The following is a 20325-nucleotide window of genomic DNA, read 5'->3' on the forward strand; positions in this document are numbered from 1 at the left end:
GGAGCAAGCTCCTCTTCACCGTTCGACTTGCATGTGTTAAGCACGCCGCCAGCGTTCGTCCTGAGCCAGGATCAAACTCTCCGTAAATGTTTGAATAGCTACCCGATCCAAAGACCGAACGCCCATCTAGTGCACCCACCAACCGGAATAGGCTGAGAAGATGCAAGTTTGAAACTGACAGAACAAATCATTACTGACTTGCTTTGTATAGTTGCCTAGTCCGAAGACCAGGACTTGTTCAATATTATTTCCAAAGGAATCTCATCAGCTGTACCCCGCTAGAAACGGGCCACAACCACGAGGTTTTTGGCATTTGACATTGTGCACGCTGTTGAGTTCTCAAGGATCGGACGCACCCGACTTCAGGCCCTACTGGGCTGTCGCTCCGGGGCAACTTGTCTAACTTACCCCTCCGACCAGACCCTGTCAAATCGAAGAAACACCCAGTTTCAAGCGCCAAAAAGCGACCAAAACCACGCGACTCGACCAACTAAGGAACAGCAGGAGGGAGGCTTACTATCCTAGCCCAACACCGACGCTCTACGCATCTATAAGAAACGTCTAGAACTCGAAGTTGTGATGACTACGATTTGGTCCCACGTGAGGCCGGGAAGCACTGCGGCTTTCCGCACCTTTGGGGTACGTATAGATACATTACGGCCACCACGACCACCCGTCAAAACGCCCCCCACCCGGGCGTGTCGCGTGTCCGCATCCGCTCCCCACCAGCAAAAGCCGGCCCAGGCGGGTCGGGCTTCACCTGTGGAGACCTGGTTATGACTCGGGGGCCACGGCCACGAAGAGTTCGCTCACGGAGTTGTAGTACTGGTCGGTTCTGCCGTTGTGTGTCATGCCGATGCGCAGGCAGACCCGCTGCGACGGGCGATTACTCGGAGTCGTGACGGCGACCACCCGGTCGAGGCCGGTCTTCCAGCCTTCAGCCAGTACGGCGGATGCCGCTTCCGTCGCGTAGCCGTGGTGCCAGGCGTTCGGGTGAAAGTGCCAGCCGATCTCGGTGTCCCCCGACGGCTCGAGCGGTGCCACCGCGCTCGACGCGGGGATGGACTTGAGCAGCAGATTGCCGAAGACCTCGCCGGTGTCGGCATCCGTTACCGCCCTAATGGCATGAATGGGATGCTCCATACCCTGCCAGCGCGTGATGACGGCAACCGCCTCGGCGCGGTCGGTCATAACGCGCGGATGCAACCCGATGTGTTGTTGCACGGACCACAGCGAGTAGAGCCCGAAAACAAAGTCGGTGTCATCCAGGGCCCAGGGGCGCAGCAGTAGGCGTTCGGTTCGAAGAGTTTCCACGACGTCATCTTGCCACCCGCACCTGCTGACCCCCTGCACTGCACCCGCTGGAACAGTTACTCGACGAAAATCCCCGCGAGCGTCTTCTTGCCACGACGCAGTACCGCCACTCCCCCTGGGAGCACCGATCCTTCAATGGTCAGGTCGACACTCGTGACCTTTTCGTTGTTCAGGTAGACCCCGCCCTGCTGCACCGCACGCCGGGCATCGCCAAGACTCTTCGACAGTTCGGTGTCGACGAGTAACTGCAGCACGGTCGCGTGCGGCGCCGTTGTCGTGTGCGGGAGTTCTCGTAGTGCGGCCTCGAGGGTGTCGGGATCCAGCTCGGCGAGGTCGCCCTGGCCGAAGAGCGCCTCGGCGGCGTGGATGGCAGCATCCGTTGCCGCGTGCCCGTGCACGAGGCTGGTCACCTCTAGGGCGAGCCGACGCTGGGCTTCGCGCCGGAACGGTTCGTTTTCGACCAGTTCGGCGAACCCGTCGATCTCGGCACGGGTGAGAAACGTGAAGACCTTGAGCCGAAAGACCACGTCGGCATCGTCGGTGTTGAGCCAGAACTGGTAGAAGGCGTAGGGGCTGGTGAGGTTCGGGTCGAGCCACACCGCGTTCCCCTCGCTCTTGCCGAACTTGGTGCCGTCGCTGTTGGTGATGAGCGGGGTGCCGATGGCGTGGACCGTGCCGCTTTCGGCGCGACGAATGAGGTCGGTTCCGCTCGTGAGGTTGCCCCACTGATCACTGCCGCCCGTTTGCAGCACGCAGCCGTAGCTGCGGAACAGCTCGAGGTAATCCAGGCCCTGAAGTATCTGGTAGCTGAACTCGGTGTAGCTGATGCCCGCGTCGGAATTGAGGCGCGCGCTAACGGCATCCTTCTTCAGCATGGTGCCCACACGGTAGTACTTGCCGATTTCGCGCAAGAAATCGATGGCGCTCAAGGGCGCGGTCCAGTCCAGGTTGTTCACGAGCGTGACGGCGTTGTCGCCCTCCGAACTGAGAAACCGCGATACCTGCGCCTTCAGGTAACCGACCCATTCCGCGACGGTGTCGGCGGGGGTGAGCGTGCGCTCGGCTGTGGGGCGCGGGTCGCCGATGAGTCCGGTCGAGCCTCCGACCAGGCCAAGCGGACGGTGCCCCGCCAGCTGTAGGCGCCGCATCAGCAGCAACTGCACCAGGTTGCCGAGGTGCAGGCTCGCCGCGGTCGGGTCGAATCCGCAGTAGTAGGTGATCGGGTCACCATCGAGCAGCGCCTTGAGCTCGGTCTCGTCGGTGGAGACGTGCACAAGGCCGCGCCAGTTGATCTCCTCCCACACCGAGTCGAAGGAAGGATCATTGGTCTGCTGGGCGAGAATGGTGGGGTCTGACACGCGCTTTAGGTTATCAGCCGCGGCAGTTTCCCGAAGTACCGGCAGAATACGTTCTGCAGTGCTGATTTAGGTTAGAGTCTATAATTGACTTAATTTAGCCTGTGGGCTTAACTAGACTAAATGCAGGACGGAGCCTGAGACCATGTTTGTCATCACCGCCGACCAGATCGGCAGCCGTAACGATCACGATCGCGCGCGCGAGATGATCGCGCAACTCGTGACACAGACCCCCGAAGCGTTCGGCCTGCCGCCCGACCAGACCGCCGGAGATGAGATTCAGTTACTCCTATCGGCGGCCCGGCCCACGCTCGACGCAATTCTCGCGCTGCACCGTTCCGGCCATTGGAGCGTCGGGCTCGGTGTCGGAACCGTGCGCACTCCCCTACCGGCGTCGACCAGACAGGCCACCGGCGGCGCATTCATCGCGGCCCGCGACGCCGTGCTGCGCGCTAAACGAACCGAAGCGCACTTTGCGCTCGAGGTCGATCCGACGCATGCCGCCTCCCCCGGCGTTGAGGCGCTCTTCACCATGCTCCTGCTGCTGCGTCAACGTCGAACCCCCCAAGGTTGGCAGGCCGGCGACCTGTTCGAAGGCGGATTGGCCCAAATCGATATCGCTGCAGAACTCGGAATCACGACCGGTGCCGTGAGCCAACGGCTCAAAGCCGCCCAGTACCGGGTTGAGCAGGCGGCGCGGCCGGCGTTGGTTAGGCTGCTGGAGCAGCTCGATCATCGCCCAAATGAAACGGATAATTCCGCATGACCTTCACCGTCCTTACATTTCTCTACTGGGTCGCCCTGCTCCTGGTCACGCTCGCCTCGCTCACCTGCGCCGCAATCGCCTTCAAACTGCACCGACAGATCTTCGCAATCTGGGCCATGGCCGGTCTCGTCGTTGCCCTCGTGCTCGCCGCGGTGCACGTTGGCACCGGCCCGAGCGCCTTCGGTATCGTGATCGGCATGCTCGCCGTCGCCCTCGCCGTGATCGGCGGCGGCCCGATCGCCGTACTGGCGCTCGATCTCGCCACCAACAACTCGGTACCGCCGGGCCAGCATGGCGGAATCATGGTGCTGAACGCCGGCAAACCGGCCCCCACCATGGCCGGGGTCAGCGACCCGGAGACCCACGAGGTGTTACGCGGCGGGTTGACCATCGGCATCCTGGAACGTCTCGCCGTGGCCGGCGCGATCCTGGCCGGTTTTCCCGAAGCGATCGCCGTGGTCGTCGCGATCAAGGGCGTTGGCCGCTTCACGGAGTTGGCCGCGGCCGAATCGCGCGAGCGGTTCATCATCGGCACCCTGTCGAGCCTGATCTGGGCGTGCGCCTGCGCCGCCCTCGTGCCGATGGCGCTGGCCTAGCGTGCCGGTTTAGTTCCTCGCAGGCACTAGCTGCGCGCCGCCGAAGCGGCAAGGCTCTACCGGCTGAGGGCGGCCGTCAGGTCGCGCACGCGGGCCACGAGGTGGGCACGCTGTTCGGCCACGCGCACCGGCGCGGTGCCGCCGGCGCCGTCGCGGCTGTCCACCGATCCGCGGATGGTAAGCACTTCGCGCACCTGGGGTATGAGGTGCGGCGAGATCACGAGCAGCGCCTCGTCGTCAACTTCGTGCAGGTCGAGATGGTTGGTTTCGGCAAACTTCACGAGCGAACCGGTGATTTCGTGCGCGTCACGGAATGAGACGTGCCGTTTGACGAGCCACTCCGCGACATCCGTTGCCAGGGAGAAACCTTGCGGGGCGAGTTCCGCCATCCGCTCGGTGTGGAAGGTCAGGGTGGCGACCATGCCGGTGAAAGCGGGCAGCAGCACTTCGAGCGTGTTGATCGAGTCGAGAACCGGCTCCTTGTCTTCCTGCAGGTCGCGGTTGTAGGCGAGCGGCAGACCCTTGAGCGTCGTGAGCAGCCCGGTCAGGTTGCCGATCATGCGGCCGGACTTGCCACGAGCGAGCTCGGCGATGTCGGGGTTCTTCTTCTGCGGCATAATCGACGAACCGGTGGAGTAGGCGTCATCGAGGGTGACGAAACCGAATTCCCGGGTGTTCCAGAGAATGATCTCTTCGGCCAGCCGGGACATGTCGATGCCGATTTGCGCGGTGATGTAGGCGAATTCGGCGACCAGGTCGCGGCTCGCGGTGCCGTCGATGGAGTTCTCGACCACGGCGGCGAATCCCAGATCCGCGGCGACGAGGCGCGCGTCGAGACCGAGAGTATTGCCGGCGAGGGCGCCGGAACCGTAGGGGGATGCATCCGCTCTGCGGCCCCAGTCCGCAAAGCGGTCGAGGTCGCGCACAAGCGGCCAGCAGTGCGCCAGCAGGTGGTGCGCCAGCAGCACCGGCTGGGCGTGCTGCAGGTGCGTGCGGCCGGGCATGATGGCGTCTTCGTGCGCTTCGGCCTGCGCGGCGAGGGCGTCGATCAGTTCAATGACGAGCGAGGCGAGAATGGCGGCGTGGTCGCGCAGCCACATGCGCACGAGCGTCGCGACCTGGTCATTGCGGCTGCGGCCGGCGCGGAGCTTGCCGCCGACCTCGACGCCGATTATGTCGATCAGCCCCCGCTCGAGGGCCGAGTGCACGTCTTCGTCGGCCTCGGCGGGTAAAAATTCGCCGGCGATGACGGCACGCTCGAGCTCTTCGAGCGCGCCGACCATCTGGGTGAGTTCGGTGTCGGTGAGATACCCGGCGGCGGCGAGGGCACGGGCGTGCGCGCGGCTGCCCTGCAGGTCGTATTCCGCCAGCATCCAGTCGAACTGGGTCGACTTGCTCAGCCGCGCCAGTTCCGGCGACGGTCCCCCGGCGAAACGGCCACCCCAGAGGGCGCCCGCCGCTCCGGCGCGGTTCGGGTTCTTCTCACTCGACACGGATGCCCTACTTAGCGGCGGCGTCGCGTCGTGCGGCCACCTTGCTCGGCAGCGACCACAGTTCAATGAAGCCCTTGGCCATGGTCTGGTCGAAGGAGTCGCCGGTGTCATAGGTGGCGAGGTTGAAGTCGTACAGGCTGGTCGTGCTCGAGCGGCCGGTGACGACGGCACTGCCGGCGTGCATTTTCAAGCGGATGTCGCCGGTCACGTACTTTTGTGTGTCCTCGATGAACACGTCAAGACTCTTCTTCAAACCGGAGAACCACAGGCCGTCGTAGACGAGCTCGGCCCACTTGCTCTCGACGCCGCGCTTGTAGCGGGCAACGTCGCGCTCCAGGGTCATGTTTTCGAGCTCTTCGTGCGCGGCGATCAAGGCGATACCGGCCGGAGCCTCGTAGATCTCGCGGCTCTTGATGCCGACCAGACGGTCTTCGACGATGTCGACGCGCCCGACCCCCTGGTCGCCGGCGAGACGGTTCATCAGCTGGATCATCTGCAGCGGGGTGACCTTCTTGCCGTCGATAGCGACGGGCACTCCCTGCTCGAACGTGATGACCACCTCGGTGGGGGCGCGGGTGATCGATGGGTCCTGAGTGTAGGTGTAGAGGTCTTCGATCGGCGCGTTCCACGGGTCTTCGAGGAATCCGGTTTCGACGGCGCGACCCCAGACGTTCTGGTCGATGGAGTACGGGCTCTTCTTCGACTGTGCGATGGGCAGGTTGTGCTTAGCGGCGTACTCGATGGCCTTGTCGCGGGTCAGCTCGAAGTCGCGCACCGGCGCGAGCGAGGTCAGTTCGGGGGCGAGGGCGGCGACGGCTGATTCGAATCGCACCTGGTCGTTGCCCTTTCCGGTGCAGCCGTGGGCGACGCTGTCGGCGCCGAGTTCCTTGGCGGTCGACGCGAGGTATTTGGCGATCAGCGGTCGGCTGATGGCTGAAACGAGCGGGTAACGCTTCTGGTACAGCGCGTTCGCCTTGAGCGTCGGCACGATGTAGTCGTTCGCGAACTCGTCCTTGGCGTCGATGACGATGGATTCGACGGCGCCGCAGTCGAGGGCGCGCTGACGGATCACATCCATGTCTTCGCCCTCCTGTCCGACGTCGACGGCGAGGGCTACGACCTCTTTGCCGGTGGCATCCTTGAGCCAGCCGATGCCGACCGAGGTATCCAGTCCACCCGAGTATGCGAGTACAACGCGTTCCGCCATGGTTCTCCCTAAATCTTGATCTGTCTAAAGTTTACGTGCTAGGCCCTGCGCCCCCGGTCGTCCGCCCTCTGCCGCGGACGGGGCCCGGGCCCCGTCCGCGGGCCCAGTTTATAAACTGGGCCCCGGGTCCGGGCCCGGGCCCCGTCCAGAAGGCGAGCGAGACGGTCAGGCCGCGTTGCGCGCGAGCAACCAGACCAGCAAAGCCTTCTGGGCGTGCAGGCGGTTCTCCGCCTCGTCCCAGATGATGCTCTGCGGCCCGTCGATGACGTCGGCGGTCACCTCGTAGCCGCGGTCGGCCGGCAGGCAATGCATGAAGTGTGCGCCAGCCTTGGCCAGGCCCATCAGCTCCGCGTCGACCCGGTACTGGCCGAGGTCACCGAGACGCGTCGCCTTCTCCTCTTCCTTGCCCATCGACACCCAGGTGTCGGTGATGACCACGTCGACGCCGGTGACGGCTTCGCGTGGGTCGGTGAACAGGGCGACCGAACCGCCGGTGCGGGCGGCGATGGCCGTCGCATCCGCTACCACCTGGTCGGTCGGGGTATAGCCGACCGGTGACGCGATGCGCACGTGCATGCCGGCGGTCGCTCCGGCGAGCAGGTAGGACTGGCCCATGTTGCAGGCTCCGTCGCCGAGGAAGGCGAGGGTCTGGCCGGCGAGGTCGCCGCGGTGTTCGCGGATGGTGAGCAGGTCGGCGAGCAGCTGGCAGGGGTGAAAGTCGTCGCTGAGCGCGTTGATGACGGGCACGGTCGTGCCGAGCGCCATTTCCTCGAGTCCGGCCTGGCCGTAGGTGCGCCAGACGATCGCGGCGACCTGGCGTTCGAGCACGCGGGCCGTGTCGGACGCGGTCTCCTTGCCACCGAGCTGGCTGTTTGCGGTGCTGATGATGAGGGGGCTACCGCCGAGGTCGGCGATACCGACCGCGAAGGACACCCGGGTGCGCGTGGAGGACTTGTCGAAAATGACCGCGACGGTCTGCGGGCCGGCGAGCGGGCGCACCGCAAATCGGTCTCGCTTCAGCTCCAGGGCCAGATCGAGAATCTCGGCCTGTTCGGCCGGGGAGATGTCGTCGTCGCGCAGGAAATGGCGGGTCACGGTGTCACTTTCGGTTGTTGAACAATGGGTGAGCGGATGCGGCTCCCCCTGTAAATACCCCGCGCGCCGGTGCGATACCCGCGCAAAGTGGGATTCGACCAGCCTAGAGGCTGGCCAGTGCACGCCCGAACCGCGCCTGGAAGTCGGCGACTTCGGCGTCGCCCACGATCAGCGGCGGGGCGACGCGAATGCTGGTCTCGTTGGCGGCATTGACGATGAGACCCTGGGCGAGTGCGGCGGAGCCGAGCTTCAAAGCCACCGGCTCGGTCAGGCCGATGCCGAGCAGCAGTCCACGTCCGCGTACCTCCTCGATCAGCGGCGAGTGGAAGCCGAGAATGATCTCGCGCAGCTGGTGGCCGCGGCGGGCGGCGTTGGCGGCCAGATCGTCACGTTCGATCACGCCGAGCACGGCGTTGGCGGTTGCGGTCACGAGCGGGTTGCCGGCAAACGTCGAGCCGTGCTGGCCGCGACGGAACAGCTCGGAGGCCCAGCCGAAGGTGACGAGCGCGCCAATGGGGACGCCGCCGCCCATCCCCTTCGCGATGGTGACGGCATCCGGAAGAATATCAGCATGGTTGTAAGCGAACCAGGCGCCGGTGCGGGCGATGCCGGTCTGGATTTCGTCGAGGATCAACAGCACGCCGTGCTCGGTGCACAGCTCACGGGCACGCTTGAGGAACCCCTCCGGCAGGTCGATGACGCCCGCCTCGCCCTTGACGGGTTCGAGGAACAGGGCAGCGACGGTGTTGTCGATGGTCGCCTCGAGGGCCTTGATCGTACTGTCGATGTGTTCGACACCGCCGGGCACTGGCTCGAAGGCCTCACGCATGTGCGGCTTGCCCGACAGGGCGAGCGCGCCCATGGTACGACCGTGAAAGGAGTCGTGCAGCGAGATGATGCGGGTACGGCGGCCTTTGTTGTTGAGCCTGGCCAGTTTGAACGCAGCCTCATTGGCCTCGGCTCCGGAATTGCAGAAGTAGACGCGGCCCGTTTCACCGGCGCCGGTGAGGCGCTTGAGGCGTTCCGCCAGTTCAATCTGCGGCGGCGTAGCGAAATAGTTGGAAACGTGGCTGAGCGTGCCGATCTGCTTGGTCACGGCGGCAACGACTTCGGGATGCGCGTGGCCGAGCGAGTTGACCGCGATGCCGGCCAGAAAGTCGAGGTATTGCGTGCCCTTCTCGTCCCAGACGTAGCAGCCCTCACCGCGCACGAGCATGGCCAGTGGCGGGCTGAACGTGCGCATCATCGAATCGGCGAACCGATTCTGCCAGGAATCTTCAGTCATGCCGGTACTACCTCCGTGCCGATGCCGCTTCCAGTGAAAATTTCGAGCAGGATCGAGTGCGGCACTCGCCCGTCGATGATCGCGGCCTTGGCGACGCCACCGTCGACGGCGTCGAGGCAGGCCGTCATCTTGGGAATCATGCCTGATTCCAGCTCGGGCAACAGACCGCGGAGCTCGGCCACATCGATGATCGACACGAGCGAATCCCGGTTCGGCCAGTCGCGGTAGAGTCCGGCGACGTCGGTGAGAATCACGAGCTTGGCCGCGCCCAGCGCGATAGCGAGTGAGGCAGCGGCAGCGTCGGCGTTGACGTTCAGGGACTGGCCAGGAACATCCGTATCGGGAGCGATCGAGGAGACCACCGGTATGCGGCCGGCCGCGAGCTGGGCGAGTACCGCTTCGGGGTCGACGCCGATGACATCGCCGACGAGCCCGAGATCGACCTCTTCGCCGTCGATGACGACGCCGCGCCTGCGCCCGCGAAACAGGCCGGCGTCTTCACCGGAGAGTCCGGCGGCGAGCGGGCCGTGCTGGTTGATGTGGCTGACCAGGTCGCGGTTGATCTGGCCGGTGAGCACCATGCGCACCACGTCCATCGCTTCGGGCGTGGTCACCCGATAGCCGCCGCGAAACTCGCTCTCGATGCCGAGACGCGCCAGCATGGCCGAGATCTGCGGGCCGCCACCGTGCACGACGACCGGGCGGATGCCCGCGTACCGCAGGTAGACCATGTCCTCGGCGAACGAGCGTTGCAGTTCTTCGCTCACCATGGCGTTGCCGCCGAACTTCACGACGATGATCTGGTCGTGAAAGCGCTTGAGCCACGGCAACGCTTCGATCAGCGTCGCCGCTTTAACGGATGCTTCGGCCTGACTGGTCTCGTCGGCGTTAGTTCTCGGTGTTTCGGTCATGATCAGCTCGAGTACGCGCTGTTCTCTTCGACGTAGTCATGGGTGAGGTCGTTGGTCCACAGGGTGGCCGTTTCGCTGCCGGCGTGCAGGTCGATCAGCACAGTCACGCCGCGGCCCGAGAGGTCGACGAGCTCGCGCGGCTGGTCGGGCTCACCCGCGGTGCACACCTGAACCCCGTTGATGGCAACGTCGATGCCGTAGGGGTCGAACGCGGCGTGCTCCACCGGTACTGTTCCGACGGCAGCGAGCACGCGGCCCCAGTTCGGATCGTTGCCAAAGATGGCTGACTTGAACAGGTTGCTGCGAGAGACCGCGCGCGCCACGGTGACGGCTTCGTCCTCGGAGACCGCGTTGGTGACCGTGATCGCCACGTCGTGCGCGGCACCCTCGGCATCCCCTTGTAACTGCAAAACGAGGTCGCGGCAGATCTCGATGAGGGCGATGTTGAATTCGTCCTGGTCGGCGGCGATGCCGCTCGCACCGGAGCAGAGCAGGCTCACGGTGTCGTTCGTCGACATGCAGCCGTCGGAATCGAGGCGATCGAAGGTAACCCGGGTCGCCGCGCGAAGCGCCGTGTCGAGGTCGGCCGAGTCGAGCACGGCGTCGGTCGTGATGACCACGAGCATCGTGGCGAGGCCTGGAGCGAGCATGCCGGCACCCTTGGCCATGGCGCCAATGCTCCAACCGGCGGCAGAGGTGTGCGCGGCCTGCTTGGGGCGGGTGTCGGTGGTCATGATCGCCTGCGCGGCCAGGAGGCCGGCGGCGGGCGTGGTGGCAGCATCCGTTTTGATGGTGAGGGCTGCCTCGAACACCCCGGCGGTGACGAGGTCGAGGTTGAGCTGTTCCCCGATCAGTCCGGTGGAGCAGACCAAAACGTCACCGGAGGAGATCTCGAGGCGGGTGGCGACGGCTTCGGCGGTGGCGTGTGTGGTCTGGAAGCCGATGCTGCCGGTGTAGCAGTTGGCGCCGCCGGAGTTGAGCACGATGGCGCTGACCCGGCCGTCACTCATGACCTGGGTGCTCCAGATGACGGGGTTGGCCTGGCAGCGGTTGCTGGTGAACACGGTGGCGGCGTTCTGCAGCGGACCGAGGTTGTGCACGAGGGCGAGGTCGAGCCCGCCGGACTTTTTCAGGCCGGCGGTGACGCCGGCAGCAGCGAAACCGGCGGGAAGGGTGACACTCACGGAGCAACTCCATTCATGGTCAGACCGAGCGTTTCGGTCAGACCGAGGGCAATGTTGGCGGACTGGATGGCGGCGCCGGCGGTGCCCTTAACAAGATTGTCGATGGCCGTGATCGTGACAACGCGGCCGGCGGCTTCGTCGACGGCCAGTCCGATCAGCGCGGTGTTGGCACCGAGCACATCGGCCGTGCGGGGAAAATGTCCCTCAGGGAGCAGGTGCACGAACGGTTCGTCGGCGTAGGCGCTCTCCCAGGCGGCGCGCACGGTGGCAGCGCTCGTGCCCGGTACCAGCCGGGCGGTCGACGTGGCGAGGATGCCGCGCGACATGGGCACGATCACCGGCGTGAACGAGATGGTGGCGTCTCGTGCCGCGCTGGCGGCTGGGCCGGTCGTGGTGGGCTGGCCGTCCGTAGCAGATGTGCCGGCCGTTGCGGCTGCGACGCCCGCGGCGGCCCAGCGCAGCGACTGCACGATCTCGGGAATGTGGCGGTGGGTGCCGCCGACCGCATAGGGGTTGGCGGAGCCGAGGATCTCGGCCGCGAGGTTCGGGAGCTTGAGGCTCTTGCCGGCCCCGCTCGGTCCGACCGCGAGTACGGCGACGAGGTCCTGCGCCTCGATCGCGCCGGCGTGGATTCCGGGGGCCAGTGCGAGTGCGACCGTGCTGGCGTTGCAGCCCGGAGCGGCGATGCGGCGAGCGCCGACGATGCGCTCGCGCTGTTTGCCGTGGGCGGTGGGCAATTCGGGTACGCCGTAGGTCCAGGCGCCGAAGTAGTCGCCGCCGTAGAACGCGGCCCAATCGTCGGGACTCTCGAGGCGGTGGTCGGCGCCGCAATCCACCACGAGGGTATCGGCGGGCAAATGCGCGGTGAGCTCACCGGATTTTCCGTGCGGCAGGGCCACGAACACCACATCGTGGCCGCTCAGATTCGCCGACGTCGTGTCGACGAGAGTCAGGTGGGCTAGGGAACGCAGCGATGGCTGCACATCGACCAGCCGCTGCCCGGCGTTGCTGTGCGCGGTGACCGTGCGCACCTCAAATTCGGGGTGTCCGGCGAGCAGCCGCAGCAGTTCGCCGCCCGCGTACCCGCTCGCGCCCGCCACTGCCACCGAAAAAACCATATGTTAAACCTAGCGCGGCCCCGGCGGCACTGGTTCCGCGCTCGTGCGGGGCGTCACGCGCGGGCATCCGCTTAGGTCGCGGCCCAAACCCGGGCGGCGGGCTCGCGGCACCCGGTGGAGTTCACGGCCCCCCTAGCTAGGAGTGCCACCGTCGCCAACGAGTGCCGCGACGAACGGATGCCACCGGCCGGCCTCGCGGCACTCGGTCGAGTCCACCGCTCCCCTACCACCGAGTGCCGCCTTCGCGAACAAGTGCCGGGAGCACGGACCGTCTCCTCCCCAGCGGATGTCCGTCTCGAGTACTCCCCGGATGCCGCGCTGCGCGCACGCGGCACCCGGCCTCGCGGGAGGGTGGGGACATGTTGGAGGCCTTGGAAACGCAGGATGTGCTCGGCGACGGCCTCATCACGGCCGATGCCCTTCGTGCGGCCGGTATCAATGCGCACGCCGTGGACCTGCTGGTGAAACGGGGCGAGCTCCGGCGTCTCCGACGCGGTTGGTACGCCCTCGGAGCGAAGTGGAAGGCGGTTGGTTCCGATGGGCAATACTGCCTGTTCGCGCGTGCCACTGCCGGTGCGGCGAAACGACCAATGGTGCTTTCGCATCATTCCGCCGCGGCCATGCACGGACTGCCGCTGATTGGCGCCTGGCCCGCCACGGTGCATGCTCTCGCCCCCGACGCCCAGGGCGGCAGCAGTCACCGGCTCGTCACCACGCATCGCGCCGCCGCCGATCCGAATACAACACTCATCACCGGTGTCGCGGTGACCAGCCTCGCCCGTACCCTTGTCGATATGGCTGCCGGGTGCAGTTTTCTCACCGGAGTGACGATGATCGACCACGTGCTCCACCAGGAGAGTAGACGGGTAATGGCCGGCGCGGGGAATCCGGGCGTTCCGACGATCACAAAGGCAATACTCTTCGCTGAACTGGAGGCGGCGCGTCCCCGTACGGGGCGACAGGCCGCCGAACGGGCCATCACCTTTGCCGACGAACTCTCGGCCAACGCTGGCGAGTCGCTCAGTAGAGTGCGGTTCGAGGAACTGAAGTTTGAGATTCCCGAACTTCAGGTGCGGTTCGACATCGCTGGCCGCTCGTACTTCGTGGATTACTTCTGGCGGGGTGTGCGCAAGATCGGCGAGTTTGACGGGCACATCAAGTACACCCGTGCGGCGGTCATGAACGGGAAAGACGTGGTGGGGGTGGTCGTGGCTGAGAAAGATCGGGAAAGCGTACTGCGCCCGTATGTGACGAGTTTCGACCGGTGGGGGTGGAACCTGGCCCTCAATGCCGACGAGTTCTACCGCTTCCTCTGCGAAAAAGGTGTGCCGCGCGCCCGCTGACGCTACCCCCTTGCGTTCGTGGCGCCCGTCAGGGTTCGTGGCGCCCGTTACAGTTCGCGGCACCCCGTGCAAAGAGTGCCAACGTCCCAAACGAGTGCCACCACCCGCGGATCCCGCGCGTCCACCTGATGGAGCGGCTCGCGGCACCCATTGGAGTTCGCGGCACCCCGGGCACCGAGTGCCCGCGTCCCAAACGAGTGCCGCGACCAGCGGATGCCGCGGGCCGGGCCCGAAAGGGTGACTCGCGGCATCCGCTGCGCGCGACATACAGGCCCCGGCTGGCTATTCGCGCAGGGCCGCCCCGAAGCGATCCGCAGCGAGGGCAACCCCCGACAGGCGTGCGGTGCTCGCCTCAGCGGCGGTCAGCGTGCGCTCCTCGCCACGAAAACGCAGTGCAAAGGTGAGCGACTTCTGGCCGAGTTCGACTCCGGCACCGCGGTAGTCGTCGACCAGGTCGATGGTCTCGAGCAGGTCGCCAGCCCCCTCGGCAACGACCGCGCGCAGGGCGGCAGCCGGCACCGAAACCGAGACGACGAGCGAGAGGTCCTGCGTCGCGGCGGGCATCGTGCGGATCGGCGTGACCGTCAAGTCACCGTCGGCCTGCGCGAAGACGAGCGCGAGGTTGATCTCGGCAACGGCCACGACAGCGGGAAGGTCGTAATCGTCGGCAACTGTGGGAAGCAGTTCGCCGGCGAATCCCACCGACACGGTCGCGGCCGACACACTCGAGCCCGACACACTCGAGCCCGACACACTCGAGCCCGACACACTGGAGTCCGACACGGTGACGAACAGTTCGGCGGTGCGGCCCGGGTGCATCGCCGGGTGCTGGCCCTGGCGAACTTCGATGCGCACGCCGGTGGCCAACGCCACCTGCTGCGCAGCGGCCAGCGCGGATTGCCAGCCGGTAGCAACGGCGGCCAGTCCGGGTTGGTGCCGCACCTCGTTGCCGACGAGAACGATCCCGACCAGGAGCGGCTGCGGCACGATGCCGGCATTCAGGGCAGCCTCCGCCTCCGCGCTCGGGCGCGCAGCGCCGGCCGGGAGCTCGGCCGTGCCGTATTTCACGCCGGCCTCGGGCCGAAAGACCAGTCCCTGCTCGTAGATGGCCACGTCGACCAGTCCGCGTGAACGGTTGCGGTGCGCGATCTGCAACATGCCCGGCAGCATCGACGTGCGCAGGAACGGTGCCTCGCCATCGAGCGGGTTAGCCACCTTTATCTGCGGCACCGAAATCGGCACAGCGGATGCCGCGTCCGCCATGCTCGCCCCGGCAGACACCGGAGCGGGTGAAACGGCCACCCCGAACAGATTGTTCGCCCGCTCGGAGACGAACGGGTAGGTCAGCACCTCGGTGTGACCGGTGGCCGCCAGGGTCTGCGCGATGGTACGGCGCAAAGTCTGCGTGCGGGTCAGGCCACGGCCGGGCGGTGCGACGGGCAGCACCGAGGGGATGCGGTCGTAGCCGACGATACGGGCGACCTCCTCGGCGAGGGTCCACTTATCAGTGAGGTCAGGGCGCCAGCTTGGCGGGGTGACCTGCAGGTCACCGTCGGCTTCGACCAACGAAGCACCGACGTCGACGAGCGCATCGCGCACCTCATCGCCGGTGTAGGCGAGGCCGATGAGACCAGAGACGAACCCGGTCGGCAGCAGAATCGGCTGGGGTGCCGGAGCCTCGTCGTAGACCGAACCGAGATCGTCGGCGACTCCCCCGGCCAGGTCCACAAGCAGCTGCACCACGCGGGCGGCGGCAACAGCGGCGACGCGCGGGTCGACACCGCGTTCAAAACGCTTGCTGGCCTCGCTCGGCAGCTTGTGACGACGGGCCGAGCGCGCGATCGATACCGGGTCGAAGTTGGCGGCCTCAACGAGCACGTTGACGGTCTGCGCGCTGATCTCAGTGCTTGCCCCGCCCATTACACCGGCCAGACCGATCGGTCCGGATTCGTCGGTGATCAGCAAATCTTCGATGTTCAACGTGCGGGTGACCGCGTCGAGCGTGGTGAATTTCTCACCAGAGGTCGCGCGCCGCACGATAATGCCACCGGCCAGCTTGTCGAGGTCGTAGCCGTGCAACGGCTGGCCGAGCTCGAACATCACATAGTTGGTCACGTCGACGACGAGTGAGATCGAGCGGATACCGACCAGCCCCAGGCGCGCGATCATCCAGGCCGGGGTGGCCCGGGTCGGGTCGACGCCGCGCACGACGCGGGTGACAAACACGCTTGCTCCGGTTCGGTTCCGAATCGGAGCCCGATCGTCGATCGTGACGGGGAACCGGGTGACCGGGGCTATTACGGTCAGCGCCAGCGCTGGATCCCGGAACGGCACACCGGTCGCGTGCGAGTATTCGCGGGCGACGCCCCGAATCGAGAAGGCGTAGCCGCGATCCGGGGTGACGTTAATCTCGACGGCGCTATCGTCCAGACCAAGCAGGGCAATCGCATCCGTTCCGACCGGAGCGTCGAGGCCGAGCGAAGCCAGCAGCAGAATGCCGTCGTGCTCGTCACCGAGTCCGAGTTCACGGGCCGAGGCGATCATGCCGTCGGAGACGTGGCCATAGGTCTTGCGAGCCGCGATCGGAAACGGACCGGGCAGCGAAGCGCCGGGCAGGGTCACGACGACCTTGTCGCCGACGGCGAAGTTGTGGGCGCCGCAGATGATGCCGTGAATGGCCGGGCCGCCGTCAGCAGCGAGTTCGTCGCCCGGCGCAACGCGCACCTGGCACCAGTTGATGGTCTTGCCGTTGGTCTGCTCTTCGCCGACGAATTCGAGCACCTCACCGACCACGATCGGACCAGAGACTTGGAAGCGGTGAATGTCTTCCTCTTCGAGCCCGACGCTCACGAGCGCGGCGTGTACGTCTTCCGGCGTGGTACCGGGGGCGAGGTCGACGAATTCGCCGAGCCAACTCAGTGGTACCCGCATTAGACCGTCATCCCATACTGCTGGCTGAACCGAATATCGCCCTCGACCATGTCGTGCATGTCCTTTACGTCATTTCTAAACATCACTGCTCGCTCAACGCCCACACCGAACGCGAACCCGGAGTACACCTCGGGATCGATCCCGGCGGCGCGCAGCACGTTGGCGTGCACCATGCCGCAGCCGCCCCATTCAATCCAGCGTGCACCGTCCTTAAAGGTCGGGTGCCAGACATCGAGCTCGGCGCTCGGTTCGGTGAACGGAAAGTAGTTGGGGCGCAGACGCACCTTGGCTTCCGGACCAAACAGGGCCCGCACGAAGTGGTCGAGCGTGCCGCGCAGGTTCGCCATGGTGAGACCCTTGTCAATGGCGATGCCCTCGATCTGGTGGAACACCGGCGTGTGCGTGGCATCGAGTTCGTCGGTGCGAAACACCCGTCCGGGCGCGACCACGTACACCGGCAGCTCGCGGCTGAGCAACGCGCGCAGCTGAACGGGCGAGGTCTGCGTGCGTAGCACGAGGTGGGCATCCGTCGGTTCGACGAAGAAGGTGTCCTGCATAGCGCGGGCGGGGTGGTCCTCGTCGAAGTTCAGCCCGTCGAAGTTGAACCATTCGCTCTCGAGCTCCGGCCCTTCCGCCACTTCCCAGCCCATCGCCACAAATACGTCTGCGGCACGTTCGCTGAGCAGCGAGACCGGATGCCGCGCCCCGGCTTTCCACGTCGACGCTGCGGCGGTGACGTCCACCGTTTCGGCGAGCAGGCGAGCTGCGGCTTCAGCGCTGCCAATTTCGTCTTCACGAGCGGTCAACGCCTTCGTGACGGCGCCTCGGGCCTGGCCGACGAGCTTGCCGGCTGCGGCCTTCTCTTTGCCCGGCACGCTGCGCATGAGCGCGTTGAGCTTCGACAGCGGTGAGGACTCCCCCGCGTGCTCACTGCGCACGAGCCTGAGTGCGGCGGTCGTGTCGGCGGCGGCAATGGCGGCCAGTGCTGCGTCAACGGCGGCGTTGACGGCGGCTTCCGAGATCAACGGCTCTGCTGGCTCGACTGACGAGGTGGGCTCTGGGGGAACGCTGGGAACAGACACAAGGCCCAAGTTTAGCGGGCTTGCTACTGGTCTCTGCTCTGCGTGCCCAGTGCGCGCGCGTCGACGAGGTTCGGGTCGATCGGCGGCGTCGTGTCGGGTTTGATGAGCTTGCCAGCCTGCGGCCCGGTACGCTTGGCGATTCGGCGAGCCAGCCAAGACAGCGACAGGTTCATCGTCAGGTAGATGGCGAGCACCACGAAGAAGAACGAGAACTGGTATTGGTTGCCGAAAAAGGTGCCCAGGTTGTAGTTTCCGGAGCGCATCAGTTCGGGGTAGCCGACCACGAAGGCGAGCGAGGTGTCCTTGAGCAGCACCACGAGCTGCGCGATGATGATGGGCAGCATCTGGCGGAACGCCTGCGGAAATTCGATGCGAAAACGCGTCGCGATCGGCGTCAGGCCGATGGCCAGCCCAGCTTCACGCTGTCCGCTCGGCAGGGCGTTGATGCCCGCGCGCAGGGCCTCGCCAATGATCGCACCGTTGTAGACAGCCAGGGCGGCCACGCCGGCCCAGAACGAACCGGTGGAGAAGACCAGCAGGATGAACAGCATCATCAGCAGCACGGGCATGCCGCGGAAGAATTCGAGCACAATCGTGGTCGGGATGCGGATCCAGGCGGCGCCGGAGGAACGGCCGAAGGAGAAGAGAACACCGATCACGAGGGCAAAAGCCGCCGCGACAAAGGCCATCCGCAGGGTGTTTAAGGCGCCGATGCCCAGGGTGCGCCAGACCTGCACGTCGTTGAAGACGTCCCAACGGGAGGCATCCCAGATACCGGGCTGCACGGCCCCGTTGGCACTCGTCTTGGGAAGGCCCAAAACCACGATCAGGGCCAGCAAAGCACCAACAATGATGACGACGCCGACGACGGAGAAGATCTTGGAGCGGAAGCGGGCTCGGGGGCCGGGAACGTCATAGAGCACGGAGGTCATCGGAGTACCGCCACCTTCTTCTCGATCCTGCCGGCGATGAAGCCCAGGGGGATGGTGATGATGAGGTAGAACACGGCAACCGCGAGCAGGATGGCAATGACGGCGTCCCCACGATCGTTGGTGATGCGGCGAGCCGCCCCGAAAAGTTCAAAGACGAAGAATGCACCGGCGACCGAGGTGTTCTTGGCCAGGGCGATGAACACGTTGATCAGCGGAGGAATCACCATGCGGAACGCCTGTGGCAGAACGATGAACGAGAGTGTCTGGCCAAAGGTCAGGCCGACGCTACGGGCGGCCTCGGCCTGGCCTACGTGCACGCCGTTGACGCCGGAGCGCAGCGCTTCGGCGACGAACGGCGAGGTGTACACCGTCAGACCGATCGCCGCGAGTTGAAAGTACCCCGGAGAGAATTGCAGGTAGGGCAGCAGGTAAGCACAGAAGAACAACACGAGCGTGAGCGGTGTGTTACGCACAATTTCGGTGTAAACCGTGGCGAATGCCCGCAGCGATGCCACGGGTGAAATGCGCATTGCGGCGACGAGCACGCCGAGGATGAATGCGCCGACGCCGGCGACAGCGAGGAGGCCCAGCGTGTTCCGGAAACCTTCCAAGAACAACGGCAGGTTGTCGATGACTGCGTCCACAACTCACCTCCTCTTCTGTACATATAGAACTGTGTGAGCGACCGGATAATTGGTGGTGCGGGCTAACCCGGATGGCCCGTCCGTGAGACGAACGGGCCATTCGGGCTTAGCGCGAGTGAGCTGGTGCTGCGATCGACCTAGTAGCGGTCGACGGCCGGCGGCTCTGGGGTGTCAAGAACGCTGCCCGCGGTGGCTTCCCAGGCTTTCACCCAGGTGCCGTCTTCGTAGGATGCTTCGAGTACATCGTTGATGAAGTTACGGAACTCCGTGTCTTCGAGCGCAACGCCGATACCGTAGGGCTCCTCGGTAAACGGGTTGTTGACGACCTCGAACTCGTCACCGTTCTGGTCGGCGAGGCCCGCGAGAATCACGTTATCGGTGGTCACAGCGGCGACTTCGCCGCTGCGCAGCGGGCCGAGGCAGTTGGAATAAGCATCCGTTGCGATGATGTCTGTCGTGTACTCGGCGATGTTCTTCTCCGAAGTGGAACCGCTCACGGTGCAGACAGCCTTACCGGCGAGGTCCTCGGGGCCGGTGATGTCAGTGCTGCCCGCGAGAACGAGCAGGTCCTGACCGGCCGAGTAATACGGGCCGGCGAAGGAGACGGACTCCTTGCGCGTGTCGTTGATCGTGTAGGTGGCGACAACCATGTCGACCTGGCCGTTGATGATGAACGGCTCGCGGTTCGCGGAGATGGTTTCGATCCAGTTGATGTTGTCGGCGCTGATTCCGAGCGCACCGGCGACGAGCTTGCCCACCTCGATGTCGAAGCCGATGGGATCTCCCGTGCCTTTGAGGCCGAAGAGCGGCTGGTCGAACTTGGTGCCGATGGTGATCTCGCCGGCTTCGGCGAGGGCGGCCATCGTGGTTCCCGCTTCAAATTCGGGGGCGTCGGCGACGTCGACCGTGTCGGTGGTTGCGCCGGAGTCGGTGCAACCACTGAGGACGAGTGCGCTTGCGAGGGCAAGGGCCGAAATTGCAAGGCCTTTTTTGAGTCTCATTTGTGTCTGCTCCTGATTGCTGTGAGGTGCTCTGGACGATCTTGCACACTGACTAGTGGACAAGAGAC

At 65.4% G+C, this 20325-nt stretch carries 17 protein-coding genes and 1 rRNA gene; 3 read left to right on the forward strand and 15 right to left on the reverse strand.

Translation table 11 applies throughout. From position 1 onward, the window contains the following. From E3T39_RS09790 to tyrS, 3 genes are all read right to left on the reverse strand, one after another. Positions 1 to 87: ribosomal RNA gene (locus E3T39_RS09790) — 16S ribosomal RNA — on the reverse strand; the annotation flags it as partial. Between the two features lie 687 nt (positions 88 to 774). Next, on the reverse strand, positions 775 to 1314 hold the full coding sequence (locus tag E3T39_RS09795) for a GNAT family N-acetyltransferase (protein WP_134514834.1): 540 nt from the start codon (positions 1312 to 1314) through the stop codon (positions 775 to 777). A gap of 56 nt (positions 1315 to 1370) precedes the next feature. Next, a complete protein-coding gene (gene tyrS / locus E3T39_RS09800; protein WP_174845114.1) occupies positions 1371 to 2672 on the reverse strand; it encodes a tyrosine--tRNA ligase in 1302 nt (433 codons plus the stop codon). A 142-nt stretch (positions 2673 to 2814) separates the two neighbouring features. Between tyrS and E3T39_RS09805 the strand changes: the two genes are divergently transcribed. Next, positions 2815 to 3435 carry a DNA-binding protein gene (locus tag E3T39_RS09805; protein ID WP_134514838.1) on the forward strand — a complete coding sequence of 207 codons (621 nt, stop codon included), beginning with the start codon at positions 2815 to 2817 and terminating at the stop codon, positions 3433 to 3435. Next, complete coding sequence (locus tag E3T39_RS09810) at positions 3432 to 4031, forward strand: hypothetical protein (RefSeq protein WP_134514840.1); 600 nt, start codon at positions 3432 to 3434, stop codon at positions 4029 to 4031. The genes E3T39_RS09805 and E3T39_RS09810 overlap by 4 nt, the downstream gene beginning before the upstream one ends. Before the next feature lie 56 nt (positions 4032 to 4087). Here the strand turns inward: E3T39_RS09810 and argH are convergent, their stop codons facing one another. From argH to E3T39_RS09845, 7 genes are all read right to left on the reverse strand, one after another. Continuing rightward, positions 4088 to 5524 (reverse strand): argininosuccinate lyase, encoded by a 1437-nt coding sequence (gene argH, locus E3T39_RS09815; protein WP_241979642.1) that lies wholly within the window; start codon positions 5522 to 5524, stop codon positions 4088 to 4090. A 7-nt stretch (positions 5525 to 5531) separates the two neighbouring features. Beyond that, on the reverse strand, positions 5532 to 6731 hold the full coding sequence (locus tag E3T39_RS09820; RefSeq protein WP_134514844.1) for an argininosuccinate synthase: 1200 nt from the start codon (positions 6729 to 6731) through the stop codon (positions 5532 to 5534). 165 nt (positions 6732 to 6896) lie between these two features. Beyond that, the gene (gene argF / locus E3T39_RS09825) at positions 6897 to 7826 is read right to left on the reverse strand and encodes an ornithine carbamoyltransferase (protein ID WP_134514846.1); all 930 of its coding nucleotides are present in this window, start codon (positions 7824 to 7826) and stop codon (positions 6897 to 6899) included. Between the two features lie 103 nt (positions 7827 to 7929). After that, on the reverse strand, positions 7930 to 9111 hold the full coding sequence (locus E3T39_RS09830; protein ID WP_134514848.1) for an acetylornithine transaminase: 1182 nt from the start codon (positions 9109 to 9111) through the stop codon (positions 7930 to 7932). Beyond that, positions 9108 to 10022: an acetylglutamate kinase gene (argB, locus tag E3T39_RS09835; RefSeq protein ID WP_134514850.1), complete on the reverse strand. Its 915-nt coding sequence runs from the start codon at positions 10020 to 10022 to the stop codon at positions 9108 to 9110. Before argB ends, E3T39_RS09830 begins: the two co-directional genes overlap by 4 nt. Positions 10023 to 10024: 2 nt before the next feature. Further along, positions 10025 to 11206, reverse strand: coding sequence for a bifunctional glutamate N-acetyltransferase/amino-acid acetyltransferase ArgJ (gene argJ / locus E3T39_RS09840; protein WP_134514852.1), 1182 nt, complete (start codon positions 11204 to 11206; stop codon positions 10025 to 10027). After that, positions 11203 to 12324, reverse strand: coding sequence for an N-acetyl-gamma-glutamyl-phosphate reductase (locus E3T39_RS09845; RefSeq protein ID WP_134514854.1), 1122 nt, complete (start codon positions 12322 to 12324; stop codon positions 11203 to 11205). Before E3T39_RS09845 ends, argJ begins: the two co-directional genes overlap by 4 nt. Before the next feature lie 359 nt (positions 12325 to 12683). On the opposite strand from E3T39_RS09845, the gene E3T39_RS09850 reads away from it, so the two are divergent. Continuing rightward, the gene (locus E3T39_RS09850) at positions 12684 to 13667 is read left to right on the forward strand and encodes a type IV toxin-antitoxin system AbiEi family antitoxin domain-containing protein (protein WP_134514856.1); all 984 of its coding nucleotides are present in this window, start codon (positions 12684 to 12686) and stop codon (positions 13665 to 13667) included. A gap of 282 nt (positions 13668 to 13949) precedes the next feature. On the opposite strand, the gene pheT is transcribed toward E3T39_RS09850, so the two are convergent. From pheT to E3T39_RS09875, 5 genes are all read right to left on the reverse strand, one after another. Further along, positions 13950 to 16598, reverse strand: coding sequence for a phenylalanine--tRNA ligase subunit beta (gene pheT, locus E3T39_RS09855; protein WP_134514858.1), 2649 nt, complete (start codon positions 16596 to 16598; stop codon positions 13950 to 13952). Then, the gene (gene pheS / locus E3T39_RS09860; RefSeq protein ID WP_241979643.1) at positions 16598 to 17680 is read right to left on the reverse strand and encodes a phenylalanine--tRNA ligase subunit alpha; all 1083 of its coding nucleotides are present in this window, start codon (positions 17678 to 17680) and stop codon (positions 16598 to 16600) included. Before pheS ends, pheT begins: the two co-directional genes overlap by 1 nt. Before the next feature lie 23 nt (positions 17681 to 17703). Then, positions 17704 to 18612 (reverse strand): amino acid ABC transporter permease, encoded by a 909-nt coding sequence (locus E3T39_RS09865; protein WP_134514862.1) that lies wholly within the window; start codon positions 18610 to 18612, stop codon positions 17704 to 17706. Then, a complete protein-coding gene (locus E3T39_RS09870; RefSeq protein ID WP_134514864.1) occupies positions 18609 to 19256 on the reverse strand; it encodes an amino acid ABC transporter permease in 648 nt (215 codons plus the stop codon). Before E3T39_RS09870 ends, E3T39_RS09865 begins: the two co-directional genes overlap by 4 nt. 137 nt (positions 19257 to 19393) lie before the next feature. Further along, positions 19394 to 20257 (reverse strand): glutamate ABC transporter substrate-binding protein, encoded by an 864-nt coding sequence (locus E3T39_RS09875; protein WP_134514866.1) that lies wholly within the window; start codon positions 20255 to 20257, stop codon positions 19394 to 19396. Positions 20258 to 20325 lie beyond the last annotated feature (68 nt).

The sequence above is a fragment of the Cryobacterium suzukii genome, from assembly GCF_004403185.1.
GTDB lineage: Bacteria > Actinomycetota > Actinomycetes > Actinomycetales > Microbacteriaceae > Cryobacterium > Cryobacterium suzukii.